The organism is Sphingomonas montanisoli (assembly GCF_008274695.1).
Lineage (GTDB): Bacteria > Pseudomonadota > Alphaproteobacteria > Sphingomonadales > Sphingomonadaceae > Rhizorhabdus > Rhizorhabdus montanisoli.
Window position 1 is genome coordinate 774,867 of sequence record NZ_VTOU01000003.1, and the last position, 26,619, is coordinate 801,485.

Genomic DNA, 26,619 nt, shown 5'->3' on the forward strand with positions numbered 1-26,619 from the left:
CTCTCCCTCTGGAATCCCGATCAGAACAGAGATAGAACAGGCGGCATGGCACTCACGCAAATTTCCGTGCGCGGCGCGCGCGAGCACAACCTCAAGGGCGTCGACGTCGATCTGCCGCGCGACAAGCTGATCGTGATCACTGGCCTCTCCGGCTCGGGCAAGTCCAGCCTCGCCTTCGACACCATCTATGCCGAGGGGCAGCGCCGCTACGTCGAATCGCTCTCCGCTTATGCGCGCCAGTTCCTCGAACTGATGCAGAAGCCGAATGTCGAGCATATCGAGGGCCTGTCGCCCGCCATCTCGATCGAGCAGAAGACGACCAGCCGCAACCCGCGCTCCACGGTCGCCACCGTCACCGAAATCTACGATTATATGCGCCTGCTGTGGGCGCGCGTCGGCATTCCCTATTCGCCGGTCACGGGGGAGCCGATCAGCGCGCAGACGGTCAGCCAGATGGTCGACCGCGTCATGCAGCTGCCCGAGGGCACGCGCTTCTACCTGCTCGCCCCCGTCGTGCGCGGCCGCAAGGGCGAGTATAAGAAGGAGCTGGCCGAATGGCAGCGCGCGGGCTTTACCCGCGTCCGCATCGATGGCGAGTTTCACGAGATCGAAAGCGCCCCCGCGCTCGACAAGAAGTACAAGCATGACATCGAGGTCGTGGTCGATCGCCTCGTCGTCCGCCCCGATCTCGAGACCCGCCTCGCCCAGTCGTTCGAAACCGCGCTGCGCCTCGCCGACGGCCTCGCTTATGCCGACATCCTCGGCGATCGCGAGCCGACCGCGGATACCAAGAAGGGCATCAAGGCGCTCGCCCTCCCCGACGGCGTGTCGGAACGCATCACCTTCTCCGAAAAGTTCGCCTGCCCCGTCTCGGGCTTCACGATCAGCGAGATCGAGCCGCGTCTCTTCTCGTTCAACGCGCCGCAGGGCGCCTGCCCCGCCTGCGACGGCCTGGGCGAAAAACTCTATTTCGATCCCGGCCTCGTCGTCCCCAACGAGGCGCTGTCGATCAAGCAGGGCGCGGTCGTCCCCTGGGCCAAGTCCAACCCGCCCTCACCTTATTACATGCAGGTGCTGGGCAGCCTTGCGCGCGCCTACGACTTCAAGCTCGAAACCCCGTGGAACGAGCTGCCCGAGGAAGCGCGCGACGCCGTCCTCCACGGCACCAGGGGCCGCGCGATCAAGCTCACCTTCGTCGACGGCCGCAAATCCTATGACGTGCAGAAGCCGTTCGAAGGCGTCATCGGCAATCTCGATCGCCGCATGATCGCCACCGAAAGCGCGTGGATGCGCGAGGAATTGTCCAAATATCAGTCCGCCGCCCCGTGCGAGGTGTGCCACGGCGCCCGCCTGAAGCCCGAGGCGCGCGCGGTGAAGATCGCGGGGGAGGACATCTCCATGTCCACCCGCCGCGCGGTCGGCCCCGCGCTCGCCTTCTTCCGCGCGATGCCCGATCACCTGAATGATCAGCAGACCCAGATCGCCACCCCGATCCTCAAGGAGATCGTCGAGCGATTGGGCTTCCTCGACAATGTCGGGCTCGATTATCTCAACCTCGATCGCACCTCGGGCACGCTGAGCGGCGGTGAGAGCCAGCGCATCCGCCTCGCCTCGCAGATCGGCAGCGGCCTGTCGGGCGTCCTCTACGTCCTCGACGAGCCCTCGATCGGCCTGCACCAGCGCGATAACGACCGCCTCCTCGTCACGCTGCGTCGTCTGCGCGATCTCGGCAACACCGTGATCGTGGTCGAACATGACGAGGATGCGATCCGCACCGCCGATCATATCGTCGATATGGGGCCAGGCGCGGGCGTCCACGGCGGGCAGATCATCGCGCAAGGGTCGCTCGAAGACATCCTCGCCAACGAAGAGAGTCTCACCGGCGACTATCTCTCCGGCCGCCGCGCGGTCGCGGTGCCCACGAAGCGCCGCAAGGGCAATGGCAAGAAGGTCACCGTCCACGGCGCCAAGGCGAACAATTTGAAGGACGTGACGGCCTCCATCCCGCTCGGCACCTTCACCTGCATCACCGGCGTTTCGGGATCGGGCAAGTCGAGCTTCACGATCGACACGCTCTACGCCTCGGCCGCGCGCACGCTCAACGGCGCCCGCGTCATCGCCGGCGCGCATGAAAAGGTCAGCGGGCTGCAGCATTGCGACAAGGTGATCGACATCGATCAGTCGCCGATCGGCCGCACCCCGCGCTCCAACCCCGCCACCTATACCGGCGCCTTCACCCAGATCCGCGACTGGTTCGCGGGCCTCCCCGAAAGCCAGGCGCGCGGCTACAAGCCCGGCCGCTTTAGCTTCAACGTCAAGGGCGGCCGCTGCGAAGCGTGCCAGGGCGATGGCGTGCTCAAGATCGAGATGCACTTCCTGCCCGACGTCTATGTGACGTGCGACGTCTGCCACGGCGCCCGCTACAACCGCGAAACGCTGGAAGTGAAGTTCAAGGACAAGTCGATCGCCGACGTCCTCGACATGACGGTCGAGGATGCGGTCGAATTCTTCAAGGCCGTGCCCCCGATCCGCGACAAGATGGCGATGCTGGCGGAGGTCGGCCTCGGCTATGTCAAGGTCGGCCAGCAGGCGACGACCCTGTCGGGCGGCGAGGCCCAGCGCGTCAAACTCGCCAAGGAATTGTCGCGCCGCGCCACCGGCAACACCCTCTACATCCTCGACGAACCCACGACCGGCCTGCATTTCGAGGATGTCCGCAAACTCCTCGAAGTCCTCCACGCCCTCGTCGAACAGGGGAATACGGTGGTCGTGATCGAGCACAATCTGGAGGTCATCAAGACCGCCGACTGGATTTTGGACCTCGGCCCCGACGGCGGCGTCCGCGGCGGCGAGATCGTGGCGGAGGGCACGCCCGAGACGGTCGCGAAGGAGCCGCGCAGCTATACGGGGCGGTATTTGGCGCCGTTGTTGGGGTTGGGTGATCGCGTGGCGGCGGAGTGATGCCTCTAAACGTCAAGCGGGTTGTGTTTGTTTTTTACGTTTTGGATCACCGTCTTTAGATTTTCCACCGCAATTGACGTTTCCAAATTCAAATAAGACGGCACATCTGTAGTAAATATCGGCCATGCTTCTGTAGGTTGCCATTTTATGGCATTATTCATTCTGTCCTTCCGACGCCCCTTTTCAAATACCATTCGAAATCCATTTGGCGTCACACCACGAAATGGTTTGAAATTTACTCGATCGGGAATTTCTTCGTCTATCGAAACAGAGTCTTCGTACAATTCACGTATCAGGCTCTTATAGTACGGCTGAAGGAATTGAACCTCTCTTATTCCAGCGGCTACAATCAATCTTGTGCACAGATGACATGGCATCGTTGTGCAATAAAGTGTTCCATTTTTTGTAGGGCGTCCAAAACGAGCAGCATCACTTAGAGCGTTCATTTCAGCATGAACGATTCTACCATACTCGATGATATCCCCTATCATCGCCCTTGATAGTGGCCCCTGCTTTCCCTCTTCATCAAGCAGCGCCTGCACAGATAATTCATCAGGAGAATGCTTAGAGTGCTCTGCATTCAGCCACTTCGCCTCTTTCAAACGAGCCAGAAGATCGCGAACCATGTCCGCATGAATGCGCGCATTCGAGTCGTAACCAACCTGAAAATCTCGACTATCTTGTTCGTGATCTAGCCAGTACGTGCCACCCCCAGACGCCGGCACCTCATTACAACCGAGCGCGACAATTTCCTTATTCTCTCCGAAAATGGCAGCGCCAACTTGGCGCGATAAATCAGTGGAACGAAGCGATGCTGATTGAGCCAGATACATGCCATGCTCTTCTCTTGTTGGGCTCACGAACGGATGTCCAAAGAAGCATTTTATGAACCTCTCCATCGAACTTCTAATCGTGTTGGGAGATGTCCCATCCACGATAAAATCAGAATAGGGGTATGCATCTAGAAATCTCTGACCATCCGCGACTTGGCGCTGATTTTCATCAATTCCGATTATTTCCAATGCCTCTGCTTCTAATTTATTCTGATCTGTTCCCCTGTGATTTTTAAGCAGCAACGAAACAAGGTTCTTTACGCGCGCTTTGCGCGGGGAATAGCATCCGAGAAATATGACATTCTTTCCATAAATCTGACGGAGAGTTTTGACTTCCTCCACTCTTTTCAGCTGCCTGAAAATTATCGCCGTGGAAGGAGAAAATTCCTCCGGCCTTTTTGGAAAATCCCGATAAATTTGAGCAACCCCGGCCAAGGCAAGTGCGTCGCGACGGCCGCTGTCGGAGCAGAAGTCGTTTCCAGCCTTGATGTACTTTTCGTATCTCTCAAAAGGAGTTTGATGTTTCAGATCAAACCATTCTTGATGATCATCAAGGAAACTCGTGAGCTTCACGACGTGGGGCTGATAAGCGACCGTTCTAAGCGCACTACATAATTCATCCTGGACCAACTCCAGGTTGATACCGATCGGAGCTATGAGCGCGATAAAGACTTCAGGTTTTTTTGTCGCTTTCACCACTCACCGCACCCTTGTGGATAATTATCGGAAAACTGTGGACCAACGAATCCCACATGTGTCAAGGTAACCACATCGGGGAAACGGAGGTTCAAATGAGCTATGAGAGCCAAGCTACATCTTGGTTGAACAGCGTTTTTGAACGTTCGAATCAGGCAATACAGAACACACCAAAGCCGGTTCGAGAGGGACAGATGCGCCATGTCTCAACCAGTCAAACTGGCAGTTCTAAAACGGTAACGTCATCCAAGAGCGGATGACGTTACCATCTCCGGTTACAGATCGTATTCCGGTTTGAGCGCTTCCCATTGCTCAATAATATTCATGTATTTTCTCTGAAAGATTGCTTCCTCGTCGCCTTTAAGGAAGTCCATTCCTCCAGAAAACGATCTACCACGTAGAACGTCGAGGATTTCCATATCCACGATATCGTATTCGCTGAGCGCCTCTCGCATCAGCCACAGGCCAATGCGCCCCCATAATGATGACAGGGCAGGCTCCTCGAAAAAGTATGGGTAAATAATTTTGTGCCTGTCGCTACCAATCTTTAACGCGAGAAGATTGTCGACTTTTACAATCAGTTCCAACCCTGGAACGGTGTAGTGCGTATGAATGTTCTCTTGCGTCCATACGATTTCCGCGTTGGTTGTCCTACGCAGATGGCGAAACCATTGTAGGAATCCCTCCGTAAGTAAGGGATAAAGCCGCTTCCGGCTCTTGAGATCGCCTATCAGCACCGGAGTGAAGGTTTCAAGATCAACTAGCCCAACAGAATGCTGCTTTGCAGCATTCCACCAAGGGTAGTGAAAATGCCCTCCGCCTGTCGGCAAACCTAGAGCCTTTCTCCGTTCACCACGCAAATCAATGCGGAGTTCCCGGGTAAGTAAATTCTCTGGAAGTTGGCAGATTTTGAGGATTTTATTAAGATTAACGACTCTGATCGTCATGAGCGCAACCTTTCGTTGCCGCTTCCGCGGACAGCTACTGATGCTTTGCTCCCCCGAATCACTTTTCGCACTCGGGATGTAGGAGTGCCAGCCGTTTTTTATATGTTCCCTTCCGTCAGCGCCTGATCGCATCAACGATCCCTCTTTGTTCTTGACATTGCAAACCTATTTGGTTATACGTCTTCGTATGACCATCCATCCGCATATCGCCGTCGACGCATCTGCTCCGGCCGAACCGCCCGCCGATCTCACCGATTTCGCGCCCGTGCCCGTCTCCGGACGGCATGACGGGTGGACGCCCGACAAGCAGCGCGCGTTCATCGAGGTGCTGGCTGATACGGTATCGGTGCCGGCCGCCGCGAAGGCGGTCGGGATGGGGGTGGAGGGGGCGTATCGGCTGCGCAGGCGCGCCGACGCGGCCGGCTTCGCCGAAGCCTGGGACGCCGCCTATGGCATGATGACCCGGCGGCTGACCGACGCCGCCTTCGCCCGCGCGATCCACGGCGTCACCAACCCGGTCTATCATGCGGGCGAGGTGGTGGGGGAGCGCGTCCAATATGACGAGCGGCTCACCCGCTTCCTCCTCGAACGCCACGATCCCGAGGGCTATGGCCGGCTGATGGGCTGCGATCCGCGCTGGGTGGAGGAGAAAGACGTGCTGCGCCCGCGCATCCGCAAGCTGCCCCACCTCCTCGCCCGCCTGTTCGGCCTTGCCGGCGATCCCCGGCCCGAGGATGCCGCCCCGCTCGGCCTCGCGCCCCCGCCGAAGACGCGCCGCCGCTGATCCGAAAAGACCCCGCTCCCCCTTCATCATCTGGGCGGGGTCCGGGGTGGGGCGACTCCAGACGCCCCACCCCAAACCCCTCATTTCCCACCGAAAAAGCAAAGGCCACAAAAGCCACAACCATTGTGGCCTTCGCCTTCACCCCGCGATTTGGGACGCCGCGAACGCCTTACCGCATCGCATAATATTCGTAATGCGTTTCCTCGCCCTGGACCCAGCCGAAGCCCAAAGCGACCACCTCGTTCAGCCATGCATTCGGCCCGTCGACGGGCGCTTCGAACATTGCGGTGGTGCGCCAGCTGCGGTCGATATCGGGGGAGGGATCGAGCAGGGTGCGGCTGTTGGTGCCGATATATTGTTGGACGATCATGTCGCCATTTTCGGCGACCATTTCGGCCTTCATGTCGATGTGGAAGGGGAAGCCCATCGGCCCCTTGCCCATGCGGTGCGCGCCCCATGCGAAGCCGACCGGCCATTCGGCGGTGAGCGGCCCTTCCGTCCGGCAACCGCTTTCGGCGATCGAGAGGTAGCGTTTGGCGACCTGGCTCTCGATCTTGATCCGCTCGCCCAGCGTGCCCGATGCGACCATGTGATAGACGGGGTCGACCGCGATCGCATTGGCATCCGGCGCGGTCTTGCGGCCCAGAAGTTCGTGGACGGTGTAGATCAGGTCGTCGCCGCGCACCTCCACCGTCGCGGCCGCGACCACGTCGTTCAGCCAGTCGTGCGCGCCGTCCTCGCCCGCGGCATCGGCTTCGAAGCCCACCCCGATCCGCCACGCGCCCTCGCCATAACGCGCCGCGCGCCGCCCGATATATTTCATCAGGATCGGGGTGCCCCCCGCGGTCCTGAGCGTGATCAGCCCCTCGACCCAGGCGAGACCCGGCTGCTTCTCGCTCTCCACCTGCCATTCGGTCGCGAGGCCGGGGACGATATCGGCGGTCAGGCGATCGCCCGCCGCCCCGCCGCCGATCGGCCGCGCGACGCTGCGCCGCCCCATCGGCCCGTCATGCGCCAGCACCTCGCGCGCCATGCCCTTCGCCGTTAGCACGAACAAAGGCCGCGCCGGAAAGCTGTTCCCCATCTCGCCCATCACCCTCTCCTTATGTTATATCTCGCGCGCGACCGGCCTTTCCGGATCGGCGATCCATTCGCTCCACGACCCCGGATAGAGGGCCGCGCCGCACAGCCCCGCGACTTCCATCGCCAGCAGATTGTGGCACGCGGTCACCCCCGATCCGCACTGCATCACGCTGTCCTTGGGCGCCGCATCGCCCAGCACCGCGCCCCATTCGGCGGCCAGTTGCTCCGCCGGCTTGAAGCGCCCGTCGGCCTGCAGGTTGTCCTTGAAGAACCGATTGGTCGATCCCGGAATATGCCCCGCGACCGGATCCATCGGATTCGCCTCCCCCCGCCACCGCTCGGCGGTGCGCGCATCGACGACGAGGAACTTTGGCGACGCGATATTGGCCAGCACCGCATCCGCATCAACCGTCGCCAGCGCGGGTCCGCTTGCGGTGAAGTCCCCCGGTACGGCGTCACTGGTCCCGCCCTCCAGCGGCCCGGTCCACGCCTGCAGCCCGCCGTCAAGCACCGCCACCTTGTCATGCCCCGCCCAGCGCAGCAGCCACCACAGCCGCGCCGCATAAGGCCCGCCCTGTGCATCATAGGCCACGACCTGCTGCCCTTTGTGGAGCCCGATCCCCCGCATCGTCGCGGCGAAGACATCCGGATCGGGCAGCGGATGCCGCCCGTTGGTGCCCTTAGGCGGCGCGGACAGATCGGCGTCGAGGTGCAGGTAGTGTGCGCCGGTTATGTGCCCCTGCGCAAAGGCCCGCCGCCCCGCCTCGGGATCGCCGAGATCGAACGAGCAGTCGACGATCAGCATGTCCGGCGTGATCGCATCCGCCCCGATCAAAGTGGCAAAACTCATGCGTCGCGCTCCGACGATCCATGCGCCTTCCGCGGATAAGGCGGCTCGCCGATATAGGGGCGCGGGAACGGCCCCTCGTGGAACTGGCGGGTGGCCTTGCGGCGGATGATCCGCCAGTCGTCGCCGACGCGGATCAGATCGTCCTGATAGCGCAGGCCCAGCAGCAGGCTGTCGATCGGGCTGTCGGCCGCCTCCATATGATAGCCGAGCACCCAGCTTTCGACGAAGGCGGTGTCGCCTGTCATCTCGACATATTGGTTGCCCTTGAAATGCATCGTCGCTTCATAAGCGGGCAGGCTGGCGACGAGGCCGTCGATATAGTCGTCGAGGGTGCCCTCCTCCATCGTGCCGACGATGACGCAATCGGGGTGGAAGACGGTGCGCAGCAGATCCGTGTCGATGCTGTCGACCGCATAGGCATAGCGGCTGTAGATGTCCTTGATCAGCTCGCGGTCGCGCAGCCACGCGACAGTGGCGGCGATATCATCGGCGGGGGGCGGTGGACTGCTCCGGAACTGCATCGCCTGCCGGATGCGGCTTCTCTCCATCGCTCACCCCTCCCCCTCCGCGGGCGTCAGCCCTTATAGTCTTTCAGCTCGTTCCCCGTCAGGCGTACCACATGGATCATGTTCGTCGAGCCCGGCGTACCGAACGGTACGCCCGCGACCAGGACGATCCGCTCGCCCGCTTTGGCAAGGCCGTGACGCAGCGCCATGCGCTTGGCCTTGGCGACCATTTCCTCGAAGCTGGCGACGTCGCGGGTGCGGACGGCGTGGCTGCCCCACAGCAGCCCCATCCGCCGCGCGGTGGCGAGTTTGGGCGTCAGCACCATCAGGGGCACCGACGGGCGCTCGCGCGAGATACGGCGCGCGGTGGAGCCCGACAGGGTGAAGCACAGGATCGCGGCCGCCGACACGGTATCGACGATCTTCGCCGCGGCCTCGGCCAGCGCATCGGCGGTGGTCGCATCGGGCTGGGTGTCGGTGAAGTGGAGGCGCGCGGCATAGCCGGGGTCGCTTTCGACCGACATCGCGATCGCGTTCATCATCGCGACGGCCTCCTCGGGCCACGCGCCGCTGGCGGACTCGGCCGACAGCATCACTGCGTCGGCGCCGTCATAGATCGCGGTCGCGACGTCGGAGACTTCGGCGCGCGTCGGGCTGGGCGACACGATCATCGATTCGAGCATCTGGGTGGCGACGACCACCGGGCGGCCGATGCGCCGCGCGGTCTCCACGATGCGCTTCTGCATCGCGGGCACGCGCTCGGGCGGCAGCTCGACGCCGAGATCGCCGCGCGCGACCATCACCGCATCGGCGAGCTCGAGGATTTCTTCCAACCGCTCCACGGCCGCGGGCTTTTCGATCTTGGCGAGCAGAGCCGCCTTGCCGCCGATCAGGCGCCGCGCCTCGGCGACGTCCTCGGGCCGCTGGACGAAGCTCAGCGCGATCCAGTCGGCGCCCTGCTCCACCGCGAAGGTCAGGTCGCGCCGGTCCTTTTCGGTGAGCGCGGCCATCGGCACGATCACGTCGGGGACGTTCAGCCCCTTGTTGTTCGAAAGCGCCCCGCCGACCTCAACCCGCGTCTCGACATGATCGTGGCGCACGGTGATGACGCGAAGTACCAGCTTGCCATCGTCGAGCAGCAGGCGTGCGCCGGGCTCCAGTGCCTCGAAAATCTCGCGGTGGGGCAGTTCGACGCGGTTCTGTGTGCCCAGGGTGGGATCGCGATCAAGGACGAACTTCTGGCCGGTAACCAGCTGGACCTTGCCCTCTTCGAACTTGCCGACGCGCAGCTTGGGGCCCTGCAGATCGAACAGGATCGTCGTCGCGCGGCCCAGATCCTTTTCCATAGCGCGGATCGCCTGGATGATCGGAACCTTATCCTCATGCGCGCCGTGGCTCATGTTGATGCGGAAGGCGTCGGCGCCCGCGAAGAACAGCTTGCGGATCATCTCGGGAGATCCGCTTGCGGGTCCGAGCGTCGCGAGCACGCGCACTTTGCGCAGACGGGGAGGTATGTGATCCACCTGGAGGCGTCCTATCGTTGTCGACCGGAGCTTGCGCGGTTTAGTCGCTTGGGCGGCGAACGCAACCGGCAAGCCTGCGATCTTTGAAACCGGTGTCAGAAGATTTCTGCGAGGAAGTCCTGCATCAGCCGCCACGAGCGCGCATCGACAACCGGGCTGTACATTTCCGGCCGCTTCGGATTGGTGAAGGCGTGGACGGTGTGGCCATAAGCGTGGATCTGCCAGTCGACCTTGGCGTCGGTCAGCTCGGTGGCAAGCGCGAGCACCGCGTCGGGCGGGCAGAGCGGATCGTCCCAACCGTGGAGCATCAGCACCTTGGCGGTGATCTGCGCATTGGCGAAGGGCGGTGCGTCGTAAACGCCGTGGAACGCCGCGACGCCCAGCACGTCGGCCCCGCCGCGCGCGAGATCGAGAACGCACTTGCCCCCAAAGCAGAAGCCGATCGCGGCCGCCTTTGCGGAATCGACCTGTTCGAGTTCGCGCGCGATCTTGAGGTTGGCGAACATGCGTTCCTGCAACAGCGCACGATCTTCGTTAAGCACCGCCATCGCCGCCGAAGCTTCTTCGGCATTCGCCGGCTTCACGTCGACGCCGTAAATGTCGACCGCGAAGCCGACAAAGCCGAGCGCGGCGATCTGCGCGGCTTTGTCATCCTCGAACGGGGTGCGGCCCATGAAGCTGGGCGCGACCAGCACCAGCGGGCGCGGGCCGCCGATCGCATCGTCCCAGCTTGCCTGCGCTTCGAAGCGCAATCCGCCCTGATCGAAGGCGATGGTCTGGCTGACGATGGTCATGGGGTGCTCCTTTTGGTCTGCATCCCTCTTGCGCTGCATATTATGACGCGATCAAGCGTGACATTCGCCCGCCCCCCCGGCTAGGAGCGCCGCCAAGGCTTCGAATCCCAACGCAGGAGACCGCATTGCCCACGCTCGTCCTCGTCCGCCACGGCCAATCGGCGTGGAACCTCGAAAACCGCTTTACGGGGTGGTGGGACGTCAACCTGACCGAGCAGGGCATCGCGGAGGCGATTGCCGCAGGCGAGCTGATGGCCGCCAAGGGCCTCGATTTCGACCAATGCTATACAAGCTTCCAGACGCGCGCGATCAAGACGCTGAACCTGGCACTGGAGGCGATGGGGCGGCTGTGGTTGCCTGTCGAAAAGGACTGGCGCCTGAACGAACGCCATTATGGCGGACTGACTGGGCTCAACAAGGCGGAGACCGCCGCCAAGCATGGCGACGATCAGGTGAAGGTGTGGCGCCGCAGCTTCGACATTCCGCCTCCGGTGCTGGAAGCGGGCGGCGAGTTCGATCTGGCGGCCGATCGCCGTTATGCGGGCATCCCGATCCCGAACACCGAAAGCCTGAAGGACACGATCGCGCGCGTCCTGCCTTATTGGGAGGAACGGATCGCGCCCGACCTGCGCGCCGGCAAGCGCGTGATCATTTCCGCGCACGGCAATTCGTTGCGCGCGCTGGTGAAGCATCTGTCGAACATTCCCGACAGCGAGATCACCGAGCTGGAGATCCCGACCGGCCAGCCGATCGTCTATGATCTCGCCGACGATCTGACCGCCAAGGATCGCTATTATCTGTCGGAGCGCTGATCAGCGCGCGCTTTGGGGGAAGAGGATATGACCGCGCCATTGGTGGGCATCATCATGGGCAGCCGTTCCGATTGGGAAACGATGCGCCATGCCGCCGAAACGCTCGACGCGCTGGGCGTGCCGCATGAAACCCTGGTGGTTTCGGCGCATCGCACGCCCGATCGCCTCTACGACTATGCCAAATCGGCGGTGGGGCGCGGGATCAAGGTGATTGTCGCGGGTGCGGGCGGTGCGGCGCATCTGCCGGGCATGACCGCGGCGATTACGCGGCTGCCGGTGCTGGGCGTGCCGGTCGAATCCAAGGCGCTGAAGGGCATGGATAGCCTGCTGTCGATCGTGCAGATGCCGGGCGGCATCCCCGTCGGCACGCTGGCGATCGGCAAGGCTGGCGCGATCAATGCGGGGCTGATGTCCGCCGCAATCCTGGCCAACAACGATCCCGCGCTGGCCGACAGGCTCGACGCGTGGCGGGCCAAGCAGACCGCCGACGTCGCGGTCGAACCGTTCGACTGACCTTGAAGACGATTCCGCCCGGCTCGACCATCGGCGTCATTGGCGGCGGCCAGCTTGGGCGGATGCTCGCGATCGCGGCCGCCAATCTCGGCTATCGCACGGCCATCTACGCACCCGAAGCGAGTGGGCCGGCGGCCGAAGTCGCATGGCGCTGGGTTCGGGGCGGCTATGACGATGCGTCGGCCGTCGCGGCCTTTGCCGCCAGCGTCGACGTGCTGACCTATGAGTTCGAAAATGTGCCGGTCGCGCCGCTGGAGGCGCTGAGCCCGCTGCCGCATCCGCGCGCGCTGGCGGTGGCGCAAGACCGCGCGGCGGAGAAGGCGTTCGTCGAGGGGTTGGGCGGGCGTCCGGCACCCTGGGCGGTGGTCGACGATCGGGCGGGGCTCGATGCGGCGCTGGCGACAATCGGCGCGCCCGCGATCCTGAAGACGCGCCGCTTCGGCTATGACGGCAAGGGACAGGCGCGGCTCAAGAGCGAGGCCGACGCCGACGCCGCCTGGTCCGCGATCGGCGAAGCGCCCGCGGTTCTCGAAGGCTTCGTGCGGTTCGATCGCGAATTCTCATTGCTGGTGGCGCGCGGGCAGGACGGCGCGATCGTGTTGTGGGATCCGGTGCTCAACCGGCATGATGACGGCATCCTCGCGCTCTCGATCGTCCCCGCCGGGATCGCGCGCGATACGATCGCGCAGGCCGAGACGCTGGCGCGTGCGATCGTGGAAGCGCTCGATTATGTCGGGGTGCTGGCAATCGAGTTCTTCGACACGCACGAAGGCCCGGTGTTCAACGAGATGGCGCCCCGCGTACACAATAGCGGCCATTGGACGATCGAAGGCGCGGTCACTTCGCAGTTCGAAAACCACATCCGCGCGATCTGCGGCCTGCCGCTGGGATCGACCGCGCTTGCCGCGCCGCGTGTCGAGATGCGCAACCTGATCGGCGAACAGGCCGACGAATGGCCGACGATCCTCGCCGATCCGACCGCGCACCTGCACCTCTACGGCAAGGGCCAGGGCCGTCCCGGCCGCAAGATGGGGCATGTGACGAAGCTGGTGTTCTGACCTTCATCCTCCCCCGCCAGGGGGAGGTGGCGCCGAAGGCGACGGAGGGGGAGGATGCGACTCAAATGAGTTGGTCGCCGTCCTCCCCCTCCGTCAGCTAGCGCTGACATCTCCCCCTGGCGGGGGAGGATTTTAGGCACCCCGCTTCATCCCCGACATCGTCGCCTTGCCGAAGGCGCCGAGCATCACGACGCCCTCCAGCTTGCCGTCGTTGACGATCGCCTTGCCCACCAACGTCATCTTCATCGGCTTGGTGGTCGGCATCTTCCACGTCAGGCGGTGGCCTTCGATCCGCCCATCCTGCACCTCCAGCTCACCGACATCGGCGATGTTGGTACCGGTGAAGGCATCGCCATCCCGCACGATCGTGAGGACCGATTCCTGCGTGCCGAACGAGGCGACCGTCACGCAGTCCCAGACGCCCGCGATGGGATCGCCGCTCACTTGGCGCCCCCCGGCAGGGTGGTGGCTTCGATCGGCAGCTTGAGCTGATCGAGCTGCGGGCGGACCTTTGCGGCGTCGCCGACGACGACCCAGAGCAGTTCGTCGGGCTTGATCTGCGCGCGGATCGACGCATCGAGATCGGCGGCGGTCATCGCGCGATAGCGATCGGCGAGGTGATCGTAATAATCGTCCGCACGCTTGGCGTAGAAGTTGCGCTGCATGCCACTCAGCACGTCGGCGCCGGTTTCGAAGCTGCCCGGAAGTTCGCGGATCTTGCCGTCGATCGTGCGATCGCGCTCCACCTGAGTCACGCCCTTCGGGCCGAGGAAGGCGCGGGTGTCGGCAAGGATCGCGGCGATCGAATCGCCCGAGCGATCCGACTGGACCGGCGCATAGAGGAAGAAGGGCATGCGTTCGTCGACGCGGTTCACGATCGACGAGACGCCGTAAGCCCAGCCCTTGGTTTCCCGCAGATCCGAATTGAGCCGCGACAGGAAATCGCCGCCCAGCACGTCGTTGGCCGCCAGCAATGTCGCGATCTCGTCGGTGCCCTTGGCAGCGATCACCTGCCCGCCGAGGATCAGCGTCTGCGGCGAGCCGGGGCGATCGACCAGCAGGATGCGGGGCTTCTGTGCGGGGATCGGCGCGGTATCGGCCTTGGTGCCGGCCGCCCCCTTCCCCTTCCAGTCGCCCAGCCCGGTGTTGAGCGCAGCGACGATGCGATCGAGCGGCAGATCGGAAACGACGAACGCCACCCCCTTGTCGGGGCGCAGCCAGGCGTCGTGGAAGGCGCGCATGTCGGCGGACGACAATGTCTTGACCACCGCCGGATCGCCCGTGCCGCTGAACGGCACGCCATAGCCGTGCGCCGGCCCATAAAGCAGAGGCGGCAGGATGCGCGTCGCAATCCCCTGCGGCCGGGTGAGTTCGGAGGCGATGCGGGTCAGTTGCTGATTGCGCAGGCGATCGACCTCTTCGGGCGCGAAGGCAGGGTTGCGCAGCATGTCGGCATAGAGCGCGAGCGCGGGGGTGAGGTTCGCGCTGAGGCTGGTGACCGCCATGCTCGTCCGGTCCATCGCGGCTCCGGCGCCGATCGAGACGCCGAGACGCTCCTCCGCGATCGCGATCTCTTCCGAACTGAGGCTGGTCGTGCCTTCGTCGAGCAGCGCGAGCATCAGCGACTGGGTGCCCAGCTTCGCCTTGGGATCGGCGGCGTTGCCCGCGTCGAACGCGAAGGAGACGCGCGTCAGCGGCACCGTGTCGCGATGCGCGTAAAGCAGCTTCATCCCGTTCGCGAGCGTGGCATGCTCGACCTTGGGAAAATGCAGGTCGGCATCCTTGCCGATAGGCGGCATCGCGAGGCGCGGCTTGTTCTCGACAAGCTGCGCGGGCTTGGCCGGGGCGACCGGGGGCGCCTTGACGGGCGCGGGCTTCGCCTCCTCATAGCCGGCGCGCTGGCCGGGCTTGATGACGATCGTGAGCGCCGGGCGCGACATCCACTTGCGCGCGACCGCCGTCGCCTGCTCGGGCGTGGCGGCGGCATAGGCCGCGAGTTCGGCCTTGTAGTGGGCCGGATCGTTCGCATAGACCGCGCCCTCGGCCAGTCGCGACGCCTTGCCGCCCAGCCCGCCGACGACTTCGAGCCCACCGATCTTGTCGGTGACCTCCTGTGTCGCGACGCGGGCGACCTCGTCCGCGCTCGGCCCCTTGGCGAGCAGATCGGCGATGATCTCGTCAAGCCGCTTCGAAACCGTCGCGGGATCGACGCCGGGACGCACGTCGGCGCTGACGACCAGCATGCCGACATCTTCCATCGCCTGGATGCCGGCCGAGACGCTCACCGCCAGCTTCTCGCGCCGGACCAGCGCATTATCGAGGCGCGAGGCGTTTAGCCCTCCCAGCACGGTCGCGGCGACGTCGAGCGGGACGATATCCTTGTCGGTGATGCCCGGCACCGCCCACAGACGCATGATCCGCGTGGTCGCGACCTGATCGGTCATCTCGATCGTCTTGGGCGCGGCCAGCGTCGGCACGCTGATCGCAGGGTGGGTCACCTCCGGCCCGCGCGCGATATCGCCGAAATATTTCTCCATCAGCGGCTTTGCGGTCGCCGCGTCGATGTCACCCGCCAGCACGATCACGGCGTTGTTCGGGCCGTATTTCGCGCGGAACCACGCCTTCACATCGTCGAGACTGGCGGCATCGAGATCGGCCATCGAGCCGATCGTCGAGTGATGATAGGGATGCCCTTCGGGAAACAGCCCCTCCATCATCGCATAACGCGACATGCCATAAGGCTGGTTGTCGCCCTCGCGCTTCTCGTTCTGGACGACGCCGCGCTGGTTATCGAGGATCTTCTGGTCGATCGCGCCGAGCAGATGCCCCATCCGATCGCTTTCGAGCCACAGAGTGCGCTCCAGCCCCGCGGTCGGTACCGTTTCGAAATAGTTGGTGCGTTCGAAGCTGGTCGTGCCGTTCATGTCGGTCGCGCCGATCACCTGAAGCGGCGCGAAGAAATCGCCGGGCGAATTTTCCGATCCGTTGAACATCAGGTGTTCGAACAGATGCGCGAAGCCCGTCTTGCCCGCGGGCTCGTCCTTCGACCCGACATGATACCAGACCTGCACCGCGACGATCGGCGCCTTGCGATCGGTGTGGACGATCACGCGCAACCCGTTGGCCAGCGTGAAGCTGTCATAAGGAATATCGACACGGGCGACGAGATCGGGGAGCTTGGCGGTCGGCGCGATCTGCGCCTGGGTCAGTGCGAATGCCGGGGTCGAGGCCAGCAAGGCGAGGAGAGTGAAGGTGCGCGACGAACGGGTGCGGAATCGGGAAAGGAACAAGCAGGCTCTCCGCAAATGGACTAAGTGTCGAGAATAGCGTTGTTCGCCGGGACGGCAATCTTTGCGCCGCCCAGACTTGTGTTGCCCAAAAGTCACACCATATCCGGCCTATAAGCAACAGGGTATCACGAATGAACCTCGAGAAATTCACCGACCGCGCCAAGGGCTTTCTGCAATCGGCGCAGACCGTCGCGATCCGGATGAGCCATCAGCGGATCGCGCCTGAACATCTCCTTAAGGCGCTGCTCGAAGACGAACAGGGCATGGCGTCCGGCCTGATCGAGAAGGCCGGCGGCGACGCCAAGCGCGCGCTGAGCGAGACCGATCTGGCGCTGTCGAAGATTCCGGCCGTCAGCGGATCGGGCGCGCAGCAGACGCCCGGCATCGACAATGATCTGGTCCGCGTGCTCGATCAGGCCGAGCAGATCGCGCAGAAGGCGGGCGACAGCTTCGTCACGGTAGAGCGGCTGCTGGTCGCGCTGGCGCTCAGCCTCAACACCGCCGCCGGCAAGGCACTGCAGACGGCGAATGCGAAGCCCGAGGCGATCAACGCCGCGATCAACGAGCTGCGCGGCGGCCGCACCGCCGACACGGCAGGTGCCGAGGATCGCTACGATGCCCTGAAAAAATTCGCGCGCGATCTGACGCAGGCGGCGCGCGACGGCAAGCTGGACCCCGTCATCGGCCGCGACGAGGAGATCCGCCGCACGATCCAGATTCTGGCGCGGCGTACCAAGAACAACCCCGTCCTGATCGGCGAACCCGGCACCGGCAAGACCGCGATCGCGGAAGGGTTGGCGCTGCGCATCGCCAATGGCGACGTGCCCGATGGCCTGAAGGACCGCAAACTGATGGCGCTCGACATGGGCAGCCTGATCGCCGGCGCGAAATATCGCGGTGAGTTCGAGGAGCGGCTGAAGGGTGTGCTCGACGAGGTGAAGGGCGCCGACGGCGACATCGTCCTGTTCATCGACGAGATGCATACGCTGGTCGGTGCCGGCAAATCCGAAGGCGCGATGGATGCCGGCAACCTGCTGAAACCCGCGCTCGCGCGCGGCGAACTGCACTGCATCGGCGCCACCACGCTCGACGAATATCGCAAATATGTCGAAAAGGACCCGGCGCTCCAGCGGCGCTTCCAGCCCGTCTTCGTGGGCGAGCCGACCGTCGAGGATACCGTGTCGATCCTGCGCGGGCTGAAGGACAAATATGAGCTGCACCACGGCGTGCGGATCACCGACGGCGCGCTGGTTTCCGCCGCGACGCTCAGCAATCGCTACATCACCGACCGTTTCCTGCCCGACAAGGCGATCGACCTGATGGACGAGGCCGCGTCGCGGCTGCGCATGGAGGTCGAATCCAAGCCCGAGGAGATCGAGGCGCTCGACCGGCGGATCATACGCCTGAAGATCGAGCGCGAGGCGTTGAAGAAGGAGACCGATGCGGCGTCGGCCGATCGTCTCGACGCGCTCGAGACCGACCTCGCCGATCTGGAGGAACAGTCGGCGGCGCTCACCACGCGCTGGCAGGCCGAGAAGGACAAGATCAACGCCGACGCGAAGATCAAGGAGCAGCTCGACACCGCGCGCATCGCGCTCGACCAGGCACAGCGCCAGGGCGATCTCGCGCGCGCGGGTGAGCTGAGCTACGGCACGATTCCCGGCCTCGAAAAGCAGCTCGCCGAGGCGCAGGCCGCGTCCGAGGGCGCGATGCTGCGCGAGGAAGTCACCGCCGAGGACATCGCCGGCGTCGTCAGCCGCTGGACCGGTATCCCCGTCGACAGGATGCTCGAGGGCGAGCGTGAGAAGCTGCTCGCGATGGAAGCCGAACTGGGCAAGCGCGTGATCGGACAGAAGGACGCGGTCGAGGCCGTAGCGCGGGCCGTGCGCCGTTCGCGCGCGGGTTTGCAGGATCCGAACCGGCCACTGGGCAGCTTCCTGTTCCTGGGGCCGACGGGTGTCGGCAAGACCGAACTGACCAAGGCGCTGGCAGGCTTCCTGTTCGACGACGACAGCGCGATGGTTCGCATCGACATGTCCGAATTCATGGAAAAGCATTCGGTCGCACGCTTGATCGGCGCGCCTCCGGGCTATGTCGGTTATGAGGAAGGCGGCGTGCTGACCGAGGCGGTCCGTCGTCGCCCCTATCAGGTGATCCTGTTCGACGAGGTCGAGAAGGCACATGGCGACGTGTTCAACATTCTGCTCCAGGTGCTCGACGACGGGCGCCTGACCGACGGGCAGGGTCGCACGGTCGACTTCTCGAACACGTTGATCATCCTGACGTCGAACCTGGGCAGTCAGTATCTCGCCAACCTGGCTGACGATCAGCCGGTCGAGAGCGTCGAGGATCAGGTGATGGACATCGTGCGGGCGCATTTCCGGCCCGAATTTCTCAACCGCCTGGACGAGATCATCCTGTTCCACCGTCTGGCGGCGGGCCACATGGGGCCGATCGTCGATATCCAGGTTGGCCGCGTCGCCAAGCTGCTGAAGGATCGCAAGATCCGGCTGGAGCTGACCGACGGAGCGCGGGCGTGGCTGGGGCGGGTCGGTTACGACCCGGTCTATGGCGCGCGGCCGCTGAAGCGGGCGGTGCAGAAATATCTGCAGGATCCGCTCGCCGACGCGATCCTGCGCGGCGAGGTGCCCGACGGATCGTCCCTGACGATTGACGAGGGCGACGGAAAGCTGGAGTTGAAGACAGCGTGAAGATGTGGCCGGGAGTCAGATCCCGGCCATAATTCTGCAGACGGCGTTCAGCCGGGGTTAGGAACGATGAAGGCGCGGGACCGCACGACCAGATCGTTTGCACCCGTCTGTTGCTCGGCTTCGATCGCATCCCATTGCGCATTGGTGCGACATGTTTTCCGCTTCTTGACCAGCGAGCCTGTTTCCGGCTGGGTGACGCAGCGCACATAATCGGGCGACTTGCGATCTTTCACCTTAGGCGCATCCTCCGCAAATGCAGCGGACGATATTGTGGCAGCGAGTAGAGCGAGACCAACGAGAACTTTCATCTGATTTACCCCGTTTCGGATGGCTTACTATATGTCGAAGCCGGGTTGCCATCAACGGATCCTGGTGGATTTACGAGGTTTGGCGTGGCATCGGGGATGTCATGGTTTCGCAATCGGTTGATATCGCCAGCCTGGGGCGACAGGCCGCCACCCTGCTGTCGCAGCGACGGTACGAGCCCGCGGCGGACGCCTATGCCGCGTTGCTCGCCGCGCGCCCGGACAGCGCGAACGACTGGTTCAACTATGGCTATGTGCTGCGCTGCCTGCGCCGGTTCGAACCGGCACTGGATGCTTATGCCCGTGCGCTCGCACTCAACGTCGCGCAACCTGAAGAGGCGCACGTCAACCGCGCGGCGATCCTGTCGGATCACCTTCTGAGCGAAGCGGAAGCCGTCGCCGAACTGAACGCCGCGCTACGTGCCAATCCCCGCTACGTCATCGCGCTGCTCAATCTGGGGCACATCCACGAGGATCATGGGCGCCGGGCGGATGCGCGTGCCACATATGCGCGCGTGCTTGGGATCGATCCGCTCAACGGCCGCGCGCTCGCGCGGACCGCGGCGATCGACCAGTTCGAACAGGCACCTGAGCGCGCCGTCACCGCATTGCGCAAGGCGCTGCAGCACCGGCTGCACCCCGAAGATGCTGTCGAGATCGGCTTCGCGCTGGGCAACGCGCTCGACGCAGCCGGCCGATATAATGAAGCGTGGGCGGCGCTGCGATCGGCCAATGACGGGGCGCGGCGGCTCCGGTCACCCGCCGAAACCTATTCGCGCGACGCCCATGATCGCCTGGTCGACGCGCTGATCGCGGCGAAGCTGCCGCCGCCGCTTCCCGCCGGCAGCGACATGCCGCCTTTATTCATCTGCGGCATGTTCCGATCGGGATCGACACTGGCCGAACAGGTTCTTGCACGCCACCGCGATGTCGCCGCCGGTGGCGAACTGGAAGCGGTGCCCGCGATCGTGGCGCAGCGCCTGTCGCCTTATCCCGCGACACTGGAGTCGGCGACACCGGCTTTGCTGGCCGAACTGCGCGACCAATATCTCGGCGAGATCGCGACGCTTCGAGCCGGCGCGCGCATCGTCACCGACAAGCGACCCGACAATTTCCTGCATATCGGGCTGATCAAGACGCTGTTTCCGACCGCGAAGATCATCCACACGCGGCGCGACCCGATCGACACTCTGGTGTCGATCTACAGCCTCAACTTCGCCGACGGCGTCGCTTACGGGAACGACCTGGGCGACATCGTCCATCATATCCGCGCCTATCGCCGGCTGATGGACCATTGGTCGCGCCTATACCCCGACGATATCTTCGATCTCGATTATGATCGGCTTGTCACAAACCCGCAGCCCGTCGTCGAAGAATTGCTGGCGTTCGTCGGGCTCGATTGGGACGACGCCTGCCTGTCGCAGAAACCGAGCGAGGCATCGGTGCGCACCGCGAGCAGCTGGCAGGTGCGGCAACCGCTCCACAGTCGATCGTCGGGCCGATGGCGCAATTACGCACCGTTCCTGGCCGACGTGAGGCGCGCGCTCGGCTAGACAGTATCGGCCGCCTCGAAAAAGGCCGCCAACAGCTGCTGTTCGTCGGTTGTCAGATAGGGATTCCACACGTCGAGGATCAGGACGATCCGGATCTCGTCGCTGGCGTTCCATGCCTCGTGCTCGATCGTATCGTCGAAGCCGAAGGCCTCGCCGACCCGCCATTCGCGCGTCTCCCCGCCGACGCGGAAACGACAACCACCGGGAACCACGAGCGGCAGATGGATGATCGCGCGGGTGTTGGTGACGCCGGTGTGCGGCGGGATATGCGCGCCCGGTCGCAAGATCGAGAAGAAGGCCGACGGCGCCTTGCCCGGAATGTTCGTCTGCGGGATCGCCGCCAGCGCCGCGGCAGTTTCAGGGCAGGCCGCGCAGACCGGATCGTTGCGGACGCCATATTCCCACAGGAAGCAGGCGCTCCAGTCGAGCGAACCGTCGAGGCCCGACCATTTGGTCTCGGGCGAACCGGCATCCATGCGGACATAAGGCCGGATCAATGGCCCGGCATCGCGCAACATCGCGATCGCTTCGGCGGCGATGGCCTCGGTCCGGGCTTCGAGTGCGGGCAGCCACGGGAAATGCGCGCGATCGAAGAACTCGTCGGCGGGCAGGAAGGGATAATGCAGCCCTTCGCACTGGTTCGTGTAGATACGGCGCCGACCGAGGCTGTGGTCGACACAGGCGCGGAACCGGCGCGCGGCGTCGCCCATCGCATCGACCTTGTCGCCCACCAGCGCATCGAGCCGCGCGTCGATCCGACCGTTATGCGCAGCCAGAAAGGCCTCACCCCGGCGTGCCGCGTCGGCCACGATCGGCGGCTGCGGATCCACCGTGCGGGCGAGCTGGACCACCGCACTCCACCCGATCGCGGCGGCGATGGCGTCACCCCGGCGCTCGTGCAGCTCGGCAAGCCGGAGTTGCGCCATGAAATTGCGGCGATCGATCGCAAGCGCCTGTTCGAGCGCGCTTTGCTCACCCGCATCGTCCTGAAGCGTGCGGCAGGCCGTCGCGATGTTCATCCACAAAGCAGGCTGTTCGCGATCACGATCGGCGGCGGCCTCGAACCAGCGGCGGGCGGCGGCCGGATCGCTCCGGCGCAGCGCCGCCATGCCGCAGGCGTTGAGGATCAGCGGGTTTTCCGGCGCGAGGCCGCGCGCCTGATCGAGCAGGCGCCGTTCCGCGGCGGCATCGCCCGCATCGCGGGCGCGGGCGGCGGCGGTCAGGAGATCGTCCACGGACACAGGATCAGGCTTCGATCATCGGCAGATCGGGTATCGGCGACTTGCCTCGCGATGCCGAGGGTTGCACATCAGGGCCATGATCAGCATCTCCAGCCTCGGATTTCCGCTCACGCCCGAGTGGCTCGCCCATCGTTACGATCCGGATCATGACGCCTTCCAGTTCGTCGTGAGCGATCGCGCACAAAGGCAGTCCATTCCCTTCCTGACCGACGAGAACATGCCGCAGGCGCGCGAGCCATTGGTCGCGTCGCGGAACGACATTGCTGTTTCAGCGCCGGCGGCTCCGCTGCATTTCATATTCCATTCGGCTTACTGCTGCTCCACGCTGCTGGTCAATGCGCTCGACCAGCGCGGATCGGCGTCGGGGTTGAAGGAGCCCGTGCTGCTCAACGACATCGTCGGCTGGCGCCATCGCGGTGGCCAGCCCGAGCGGATCGGCGACGTCCTCGATCGATCGCTGACCCTGTTGGCGCGCCCGTTCGAAGAGGGCGAGGCGGTGATCGTCAAGCCATCCAATATCGTCAACGGGCTGTCCGCCGCGATGCTGTCGATGCGGCCCGATGCGAAGGCGATCCTGCTCCACGCCCCGCTCGGCGCCTTCGTCGGATCGATCGCGCGCAAGGGGATGTGGGGGCGGCTGTGGGTCCGCGAACTGCTGGCGAACCAGCTGGCCGAGGGGATGGTGCGGCTGGGCTTCGAACAGCGCGACTATCTGCTCCACACCGATCTGCAGGCCGCTGCGGTCGGCTGGCTGGCGCAGCAGGCGCTGTTTGCGGAGATCGCGCGCCGCTGGCCGGATCGCGTCCGGACACTCAACAGCGACGTGCTGACCGCGCGGCCACTCGAGACGTTGGCGGCGTGCAGAAGCTTTCTCGACTTGGGGGGTACCGTCGATCATCAGGCGGTGGTCGCCGACATATTCGGGCGCAATGCCAAGGATGGGACCGCCTTCGCATCGGGCCAGCGCGAAGCCGACCGTGTCGACGCGCAGGCGCTGCATGGCGATGAGATCGGCAAGGTGACCGAGTGGGCACTCGCGATCGCCGACAAGGCCGGGATTCCGATGGACCTCGACGGCGCGCTGCTGCGCTGATCGTATGCAGGCCGGCCGCATCGGCCGAGCCGTTCAATCTCGATAAGGCACAAAAAAGGGAGGCGCCCTTTCGAGCGCCTCCCGATCTTTGCCGTCGAAGTTCGACTTAGAACTTCAGGCGCGCGGTCACCGAGTAGCGGCGGCCGATCGCGTCGTAGGTCGACGGATAGGTGTTACCGCTGTTGAACGCGGTCGAACCCGTGGTCGAACCGACGATCGGCGGCTTCTTGTTGAACAGGTTGATCGCCGCCATCGTGACTTCGACATTGTCGGTCACGTTAACGCGGGTCGTCAGGTCGAACAGGCTGTAGGCCTTGATCCGGTTGAAGTCATAGCTGTTGCCAGCCAGCGGGCTCGGGCCGGTGACGGTGCCGCTGAAGATCCGGCGGTTCGCGGCGGTGAAGCCACGAGCGACGAAGTCAGAAGCTGAACCTTCATATTCGACCTTGTCGATCCAGCGCCAGAACAGCGACACGTCGACGCTGTCGAACGACAGGGTCGTGCGCTGCGTGAACGAGTATTCCGGCTGGATCGATTCGCAGTTGGCGCTGTAATAGCCGACGCAATCACGCGCATAGGCCGTCGAAGACGCCTGGAACACGTTCTTGTGCGTCCAGTTGCCCTGGAAGTTCAGGCCGAGCTTCACGACGTCGAAGTCGTACGTGTAGTTGAGCGCCAGATCGATACCGTCGGTCTTCAGACGGCCCAGGTTGGTGCGCGGCGACGGCAGACCCGGGATTGGGTTGGCCGCGGTCGACGTACCGCTGAGACGGCCGTTGGCGACGTTACGACGGATGCCGGTGCAGGCCGCCGAGGTAGCCGATGCCGCGGTGATGTTACCGAAGCAGGCGTTCAGCACGTCGTCCGGGGTCGCGCGCGTGATCGCGTTCTTGATGTCGATGTTGTAGTAATCGACGGTCATGGTGAAGTTCGGGAGGAACTCACGCGGCTGCAGGACGACACCGATCGTGTAGGTGTTGGCCTTTTCCGGCTGCAGGTTCGGGTTGCCGCCGCCCGTGTAGTTGGCCTGGCCAGCGCTCGGCGTCTGGATCGAGCCAGCTGCCACCGACGCTGCGGGAGCGCCCTGTGCACGGCAGATCGCCGCCAGGTTGGCGTTGGTCGTCGGTGCCGCACCCGCGCAAGGATCGCGGTTGAGGTTGGTCAGGCTCGTCACCACCGGTGCGAACAGCTCGGAGATGCTCGGCGCACGAACCGCGCGCTGATAGTTACCGCGGATCTTGAAGTCCTCGACCGGAGCCCAGGTGCCGCCGACCTTCCAGGTCGTGGCGCTGAACTTCGGGCTGCCAGCCGCATCGACCTTGTACTTCGAATAGCGGACGCCGGCTTCGGCGGTCAGCTCGTGGAAGAAAGGCTTGTCGGAAACGAGCGGCGCGATGATTTCGCCGAACGCTTCGCGGACGTCATAGCCACCCGAGAGCGGCAGGACCGCGCCACCGGCGCCACCCAGTTCACCCGGGACGAGCGCCAGGATGTCAGGAATGCGCTTCGCGACGTAGTTGCGATATTCGGCGCCCGCCGCGAATGCGATCGGATCCGAAGCCGCCGGCGAGGTGAAGCCGAAGTCACCGCTGAGCACGCCGTGGACCTGCGAAAGCTCGGTCTTGTTGGTGATCGTGCTCGAACCGTTCAGGAACGCAGCCTGCGCCGGCGTGATCGTGCCGAACAGGTTCAGCGGAACGCAGCTGTTGGCCGTGTTCACGCAGCTGGTGGTGTTCGTCGCGTTCAGCGCCTGCTGGACACGCGAGTTCAACACGTAGCCCGACTGGGTCTGCTGATTCTCCGATTCGCCATGCGAACCGTAGAGGTCGAACGACAGGGTGTCGGTGATATTGAACTTGGCGCCGACGTTGATGTCGAACTGCTGCGTGACATATTCGCTGACACGCGGGCCGATTTCGACCGTGCGGCGATAAACGGCCGGGATCGTGATCGTCGTCGGCGTGCAGGTGATGCCGCCGATCGTGCAGAGCTGGGTCTGCAGCGCAGGCGTCAGATACGGATTGGTGCGCGGAATGTCATAGCCGACGCCGAAGATGCCCGACGGCGCGACGATGGTCGACACCTTGTTCTTCGAGAACATGCCGCGCGAATAGACTTCGATCGAATCCGACACTTCATAACGCGCCGCGCCGTACATGTTGAAGCGCTCGAACGGCGTGCTGTAGATGTTGTACGGGTTGAAGTTGAAGCCCTGATAGAAAGGCACGAACGCCGTACCAGCCGGGTTGATCTGGAAGTCGCCGCCCGAAGCCGAAATGGCCGTCGGGGTCGAGGTGAACGACGAACCCGAAGCCACGCCGGTGGTGGTGCTGATGCCGAAGATGCCCGAGTCACGATCGCCCTGATAGATGGGGTCGGACTGCTGATAACCGAGGCTCAGAACCGCGTTGCCGCGACCGTCGTCGAAGTTGGCGCCAACGGTCATGTCGACGCGAATGTTGTGGCCGTCACCCTTTTCGGTGATGCCGTTCTGAACCTGCAGGTCCATGCCCGAGAAATCGGCACGCGTGACGAAGTTGACGACACCCGAGATCGCATCCGCACCGTAGGTGGTCGATGCACCGCCGGTCAGCACGTCAACGCGCGAAACCAGGGCAACCGGGATGTTGTTGAGATCGACCGCGCCGTCGGAGTCGGCGGGGATGATGCGCTTGCCGTCCAGCAGGACGATGTTGCGCTGTTCACCCAGGCCGCGCAGATCGACCTGCGACGTACCGTTGTTGCCGTTGTTGACGTTCGCACCAAGGCTGGGAACGACGCCCGGAATGTTGCGGATCAGCTGTTCGGCGTTGGTGGTCTGGCGCAGCGAGATTTCGTTCTCACCGACGCTGGCAACCGGGCTCGACGCCGTGAGGTTCGGATTGCGAATGAGCGAGCCGGTAACGACGATGACGTCGCTGTCGGACGCGGCCGCATCCGCCGGCGGGGTGCCCTGCGCGAAGGCAGGCGTCGCAACCATAGACAGCGCGATCGACGCGGCGCTGACGCCGAGCCCAAACCGGGCGGTCTTCTTGAAGTTATTCGTCACTTTCCAGTCCCTTTTCT

At 64.0% G+C, this 26,619-nt stretch carries 20 protein-coding genes; 8 read left to right on the plus strand and 12 right to left on the minus strand.

The features are described from left to right. Positions 1–45: 45 nt before the first annotated feature. On the plus strand, positions 46–2,961 hold the full coding sequence (gene uvrA / locus FYJ91_RS15015; RefSeq protein ID WP_149523062.1) for an excinuclease ABC subunit UvrA: 2,916 nt from the start codon (positions 46–48) through the stop codon (positions 2,959–2,961). Between the two features lie 5 nt (positions 2,962–2,966). On the opposite strand, the gene FYJ91_RS15020 is transcribed toward uvrA, so the two are convergent. Both FYJ91_RS15020 and FYJ91_RS15025 read right to left on the minus strand, forming a co-directional pair. After that, positions 2,967–4,493 (minus strand): deaminase, encoded by a 1,527-nt coding sequence (locus FYJ91_RS15020; RefSeq protein WP_149523063.1) that lies wholly within the window; start codon positions 4,491–4,493, stop codon positions 2,967–2,969. Positions 4,494–4,765: 272 nt separating this feature from the next. Then, on the minus strand, positions 4,766–5,437 hold the full coding sequence (locus FYJ91_RS15025; RefSeq protein ID WP_149523064.1) for a hypothetical protein: 672 nt from the start codon (positions 5,435–5,437) through the stop codon (positions 4,766–4,768). A gap of 187 nt (positions 5,438–5,624) precedes the next feature. On the opposite strand from FYJ91_RS15025, the gene FYJ91_RS15030 reads away from it, so the two are divergent. Next, entirely contained in the window at positions 5,625–6,221 is a 597-nt protein-coding gene (locus FYJ91_RS15030; protein ID WP_149523065.1) for a hypothetical protein, read from the plus strand. Between the two features lie 169 nt (positions 6,222–6,390). Here FYJ91_RS15030 and FYJ91_RS15035 read toward each other — a convergent pair whose 3' ends face one another. From FYJ91_RS15035 to FYJ91_RS15055, 5 genes are all read right to left on the minus strand, one after another. Then, positions 6,391–7,314: a DUF3237 domain-containing protein gene (locus FYJ91_RS15035; RefSeq protein ID WP_149523066.1), complete on the minus strand. Its 924-nt coding sequence runs from the start codon at positions 7,312–7,314 to the stop codon at positions 6,391–6,393. Between the two features lie 15 nt (positions 7,315–7,329). Continuing rightward, entirely contained in the window at positions 7,330–8,154 is an 825-nt protein-coding gene (locus tag FYJ91_RS15040) for a sulfurtransferase (RefSeq protein ID WP_149523067.1), read from the minus strand. Continuing rightward, entirely contained in the window at positions 8,151–8,702 is a 552-nt protein-coding gene (locus tag FYJ91_RS15045) for a nuclear transport factor 2 family protein (protein ID WP_149523068.1), read from the minus strand. Before FYJ91_RS15045 ends, FYJ91_RS15040 begins: the two co-directional genes overlap by 4 nt. 26 nt (positions 8,703–8,728) lie before the next feature. Continuing rightward, positions 8,729–10,183 carry a pyruvate kinase gene (gene pyk / locus FYJ91_RS15050; RefSeq protein ID WP_149523069.1) on the minus strand — a complete coding sequence of 485 codons (1,455 nt, stop codon included), beginning with the start codon at positions 10,181–10,183 and terminating at the stop codon, positions 8,729–8,731. Positions 10,184–10,278: 95 nt separating this feature from the next. Further along, complete coding sequence (locus FYJ91_RS15055; RefSeq protein WP_149523070.1) at positions 10,279–10,977, minus strand: dienelactone hydrolase family protein; 699 nt, start codon at positions 10,975–10,977, stop codon at positions 10,279–10,281. A gap of 125 nt (positions 10,978–11,102) precedes the next feature. On the opposite strand from FYJ91_RS15055, the gene gpmA reads away from it, so the two are divergent. The 3 genes from gpmA to FYJ91_RS15070 are packed head-to-tail and all read left to right on the plus strand — an operon-like array spanning position 11,103 to position 13,360. Beyond that, on the plus strand, positions 11,103–11,789 hold the full coding sequence (gene gpmA, locus FYJ91_RS15060) for a 2,3-diphosphoglycerate-dependent phosphoglycerate mutase (RefSeq protein WP_149523071.1): 687 nt from the start codon (positions 11,103–11,105) through the stop codon (positions 11,787–11,789). A 27-nt stretch (positions 11,790–11,816) separates the two neighbouring features. Next, positions 11,817–12,302 carry a 5-(carboxyamino)imidazole ribonucleotide mutase gene (gene purE, locus FYJ91_RS15065; RefSeq protein WP_149523072.1) on the plus strand — a complete coding sequence of 162 codons (486 nt, stop codon included), beginning with the start codon at positions 11,817–11,819 and terminating at the stop codon, positions 12,300–12,302. A gap of 2 nt (positions 12,303–12,304) precedes the next feature. Next, positions 12,305–13,360, plus strand: coding sequence for a 5-(carboxyamino)imidazole ribonucleotide synthase (locus tag FYJ91_RS15070; protein WP_149523073.1), 1,056 nt, complete (start codon positions 12,305–12,307; stop codon positions 13,358–13,360). Between the two features lie 132 nt (positions 13,361–13,492). On the opposite strand, the gene FYJ91_RS15075 is transcribed toward FYJ91_RS15070, so the two are convergent. After that, a complete protein-coding gene (locus FYJ91_RS15075) occupies positions 13,493–13,804 on the minus strand; it encodes a hypothetical protein (RefSeq protein ID WP_149523074.1) in 312 nt (103 codons plus the stop codon). Further along, the gene (locus FYJ91_RS15080; protein WP_149523075.1) at positions 13,801–16,650 is read right to left on the minus strand and encodes a M16 family metallopeptidase; all 2,850 of its coding nucleotides are present in this window, start codon (positions 16,648–16,650) and stop codon (positions 13,801–13,803) included. The genes FYJ91_RS15075 and FYJ91_RS15080 overlap by 4 nt, the downstream gene beginning before the upstream one ends. A 131-nt stretch (positions 16,651–16,781) precedes the next feature. Between FYJ91_RS15080 and clpB the strand changes: the two genes are divergently transcribed. Continuing rightward, positions 16,782–19,361: an ATP-dependent chaperone ClpB gene (gene clpB / locus FYJ91_RS15085; protein ID WP_149523076.1), complete on the plus strand. Its 2,580-nt coding sequence runs from the start codon at positions 16,782–16,784 to the stop codon at positions 19,359–19,361. 47 nt (positions 19,362–19,408) lie between these two features. Here clpB and FYJ91_RS15090 read toward each other — a convergent pair whose 3' ends face one another. Further along, the gene (locus tag FYJ91_RS15090) at positions 19,409–19,594 is read right to left on the minus strand and encodes a hypothetical protein (protein WP_149523077.1); all 186 of its coding nucleotides are present in this window, start codon (positions 19,592–19,594) and stop codon (positions 19,409–19,411) included. 176 nt (positions 19,595–19,770) lie between these two features. On the opposite strand from FYJ91_RS15090, the gene FYJ91_RS15095 reads away from it, so the two are divergent. Next, the gene (locus FYJ91_RS15095) at positions 19,771–21,219 is read left to right on the plus strand and encodes a tetratricopeptide repeat-containing sulfotransferase family protein (protein ID WP_181008526.1); all 1,449 of its coding nucleotides are present in this window, start codon (positions 19,771–19,773) and stop codon (positions 21,217–21,219) included. Here FYJ91_RS15095 and FYJ91_RS15100 read toward each other — a convergent pair. After that, positions 21,216–22,454 carry an aspartyl/asparaginyl beta-hydroxylase domain-containing protein gene (locus FYJ91_RS15100; protein WP_246152641.1) on the minus strand — a complete coding sequence of 413 codons (1,239 nt, stop codon included), beginning with the start codon at positions 22,452–22,454 and terminating at the stop codon, positions 21,216–21,218. The genes FYJ91_RS15095 and FYJ91_RS15100 overlap by 4 nt on opposite strands. A gap of 82 nt (positions 22,455–22,536) precedes the next feature. Here FYJ91_RS15100 and FYJ91_RS15105 point away from each other — a divergent pair, with 82 nt between their 5' ends. Next, the gene (locus FYJ91_RS15105) at positions 22,537–23,553 is read left to right on the plus strand and encodes a hypothetical protein (protein WP_149523080.1); all 1,017 of its coding nucleotides are present in this window, start codon (positions 22,537–22,539) and stop codon (positions 23,551–23,553) included. Positions 23,554–23,659: 106 nt separating this feature from the next. Here the strand turns inward: FYJ91_RS15105 and FYJ91_RS15110 are convergent, their stop codons facing one another. Then, on the minus strand, positions 23,660–26,602 hold the full coding sequence (locus FYJ91_RS15110) for a TonB-dependent receptor domain-containing protein (protein ID WP_342788018.1): 2,943 nt from the start codon (positions 26,600–26,602) through the stop codon (positions 23,660–23,662). Between the last annotated feature and the right edge of the window lie 17 nt (positions 26,603–26,619).

Excerpts from the sequence above, each read along its gene's own strand:
- FYJ91_RS15045 (WP_149523068.1), bottom strand. The coding sequence starts at position 8,702 with ATGGAGAGAAGCCGCATCCGGCAGGCGATGCAGTTCCGGAGCAGTCCA.
- FYJ91_RS15095 (WP_181008526.1), top strand. The coding sequence starts at position 19,771 with ATGGTTTCGCAATCGGTTGATATCGCCAGCCTGGGGCGACAGGCCGCC.
- FYJ91_RS15040 (WP_149523067.1), bottom strand. The coding sequence starts at position 8,154 with ATGAGTTTTGCCACTTTGATCGGGGCGGATGCGATCACGCCGGACATG.
- FYJ91_RS15055 (WP_149523070.1), bottom strand. The coding sequence starts at position 10,977 with ATGACCATCGTCAGCCAGACCATCGCCTTCGATCAGGGCGGATTGCGC.
- purE (WP_149523072.1), top strand. The coding sequence starts at position 11,817 with ATGACCGCGCCATTGGTGGGCATCATCATGGGCAGCCGTTCCGATTGG.
- FYJ91_RS15105 (WP_149523080.1), top strand. The coding sequence starts at position 22,537 with ATGATCAGCATCTCCAGCCTCGGATTTCCGCTCACGCCCGAGTGGCTC.
- clpB (WP_149523076.1), top strand. The coding sequence starts at position 16,782 with ATGAACCTCGAGAAATTCACCGACCGCGCCAAGGGCTTTCTGCAATCG.
- FYJ91_RS15030 (WP_149523065.1), top strand. The coding sequence starts at position 5,625 with ATGACCATCCATCCGCATATCGCCGTCGACGCATCTGCTCCGGCCGAA.
- uvrA (WP_149523062.1), top strand. The coding sequence starts at position 46 with ATGGCACTCACGCAAATTTCCGTGCGCGGCGCGCGCGAGCACAACCTC.
- FYJ91_RS15035 (WP_149523066.1), bottom strand. The coding sequence starts at position 7,314 with ATGGGCGAGATGGGGAACAGCTTTCCGGCGCGGCCTTTGTTCGTGCTA.
- FYJ91_RS15025 (WP_149523064.1), bottom strand. The coding sequence starts at position 5,437 with ATGACGATCAGAGTCGTTAATCTTAATAAAATCCTCAAAATCTGCCAA.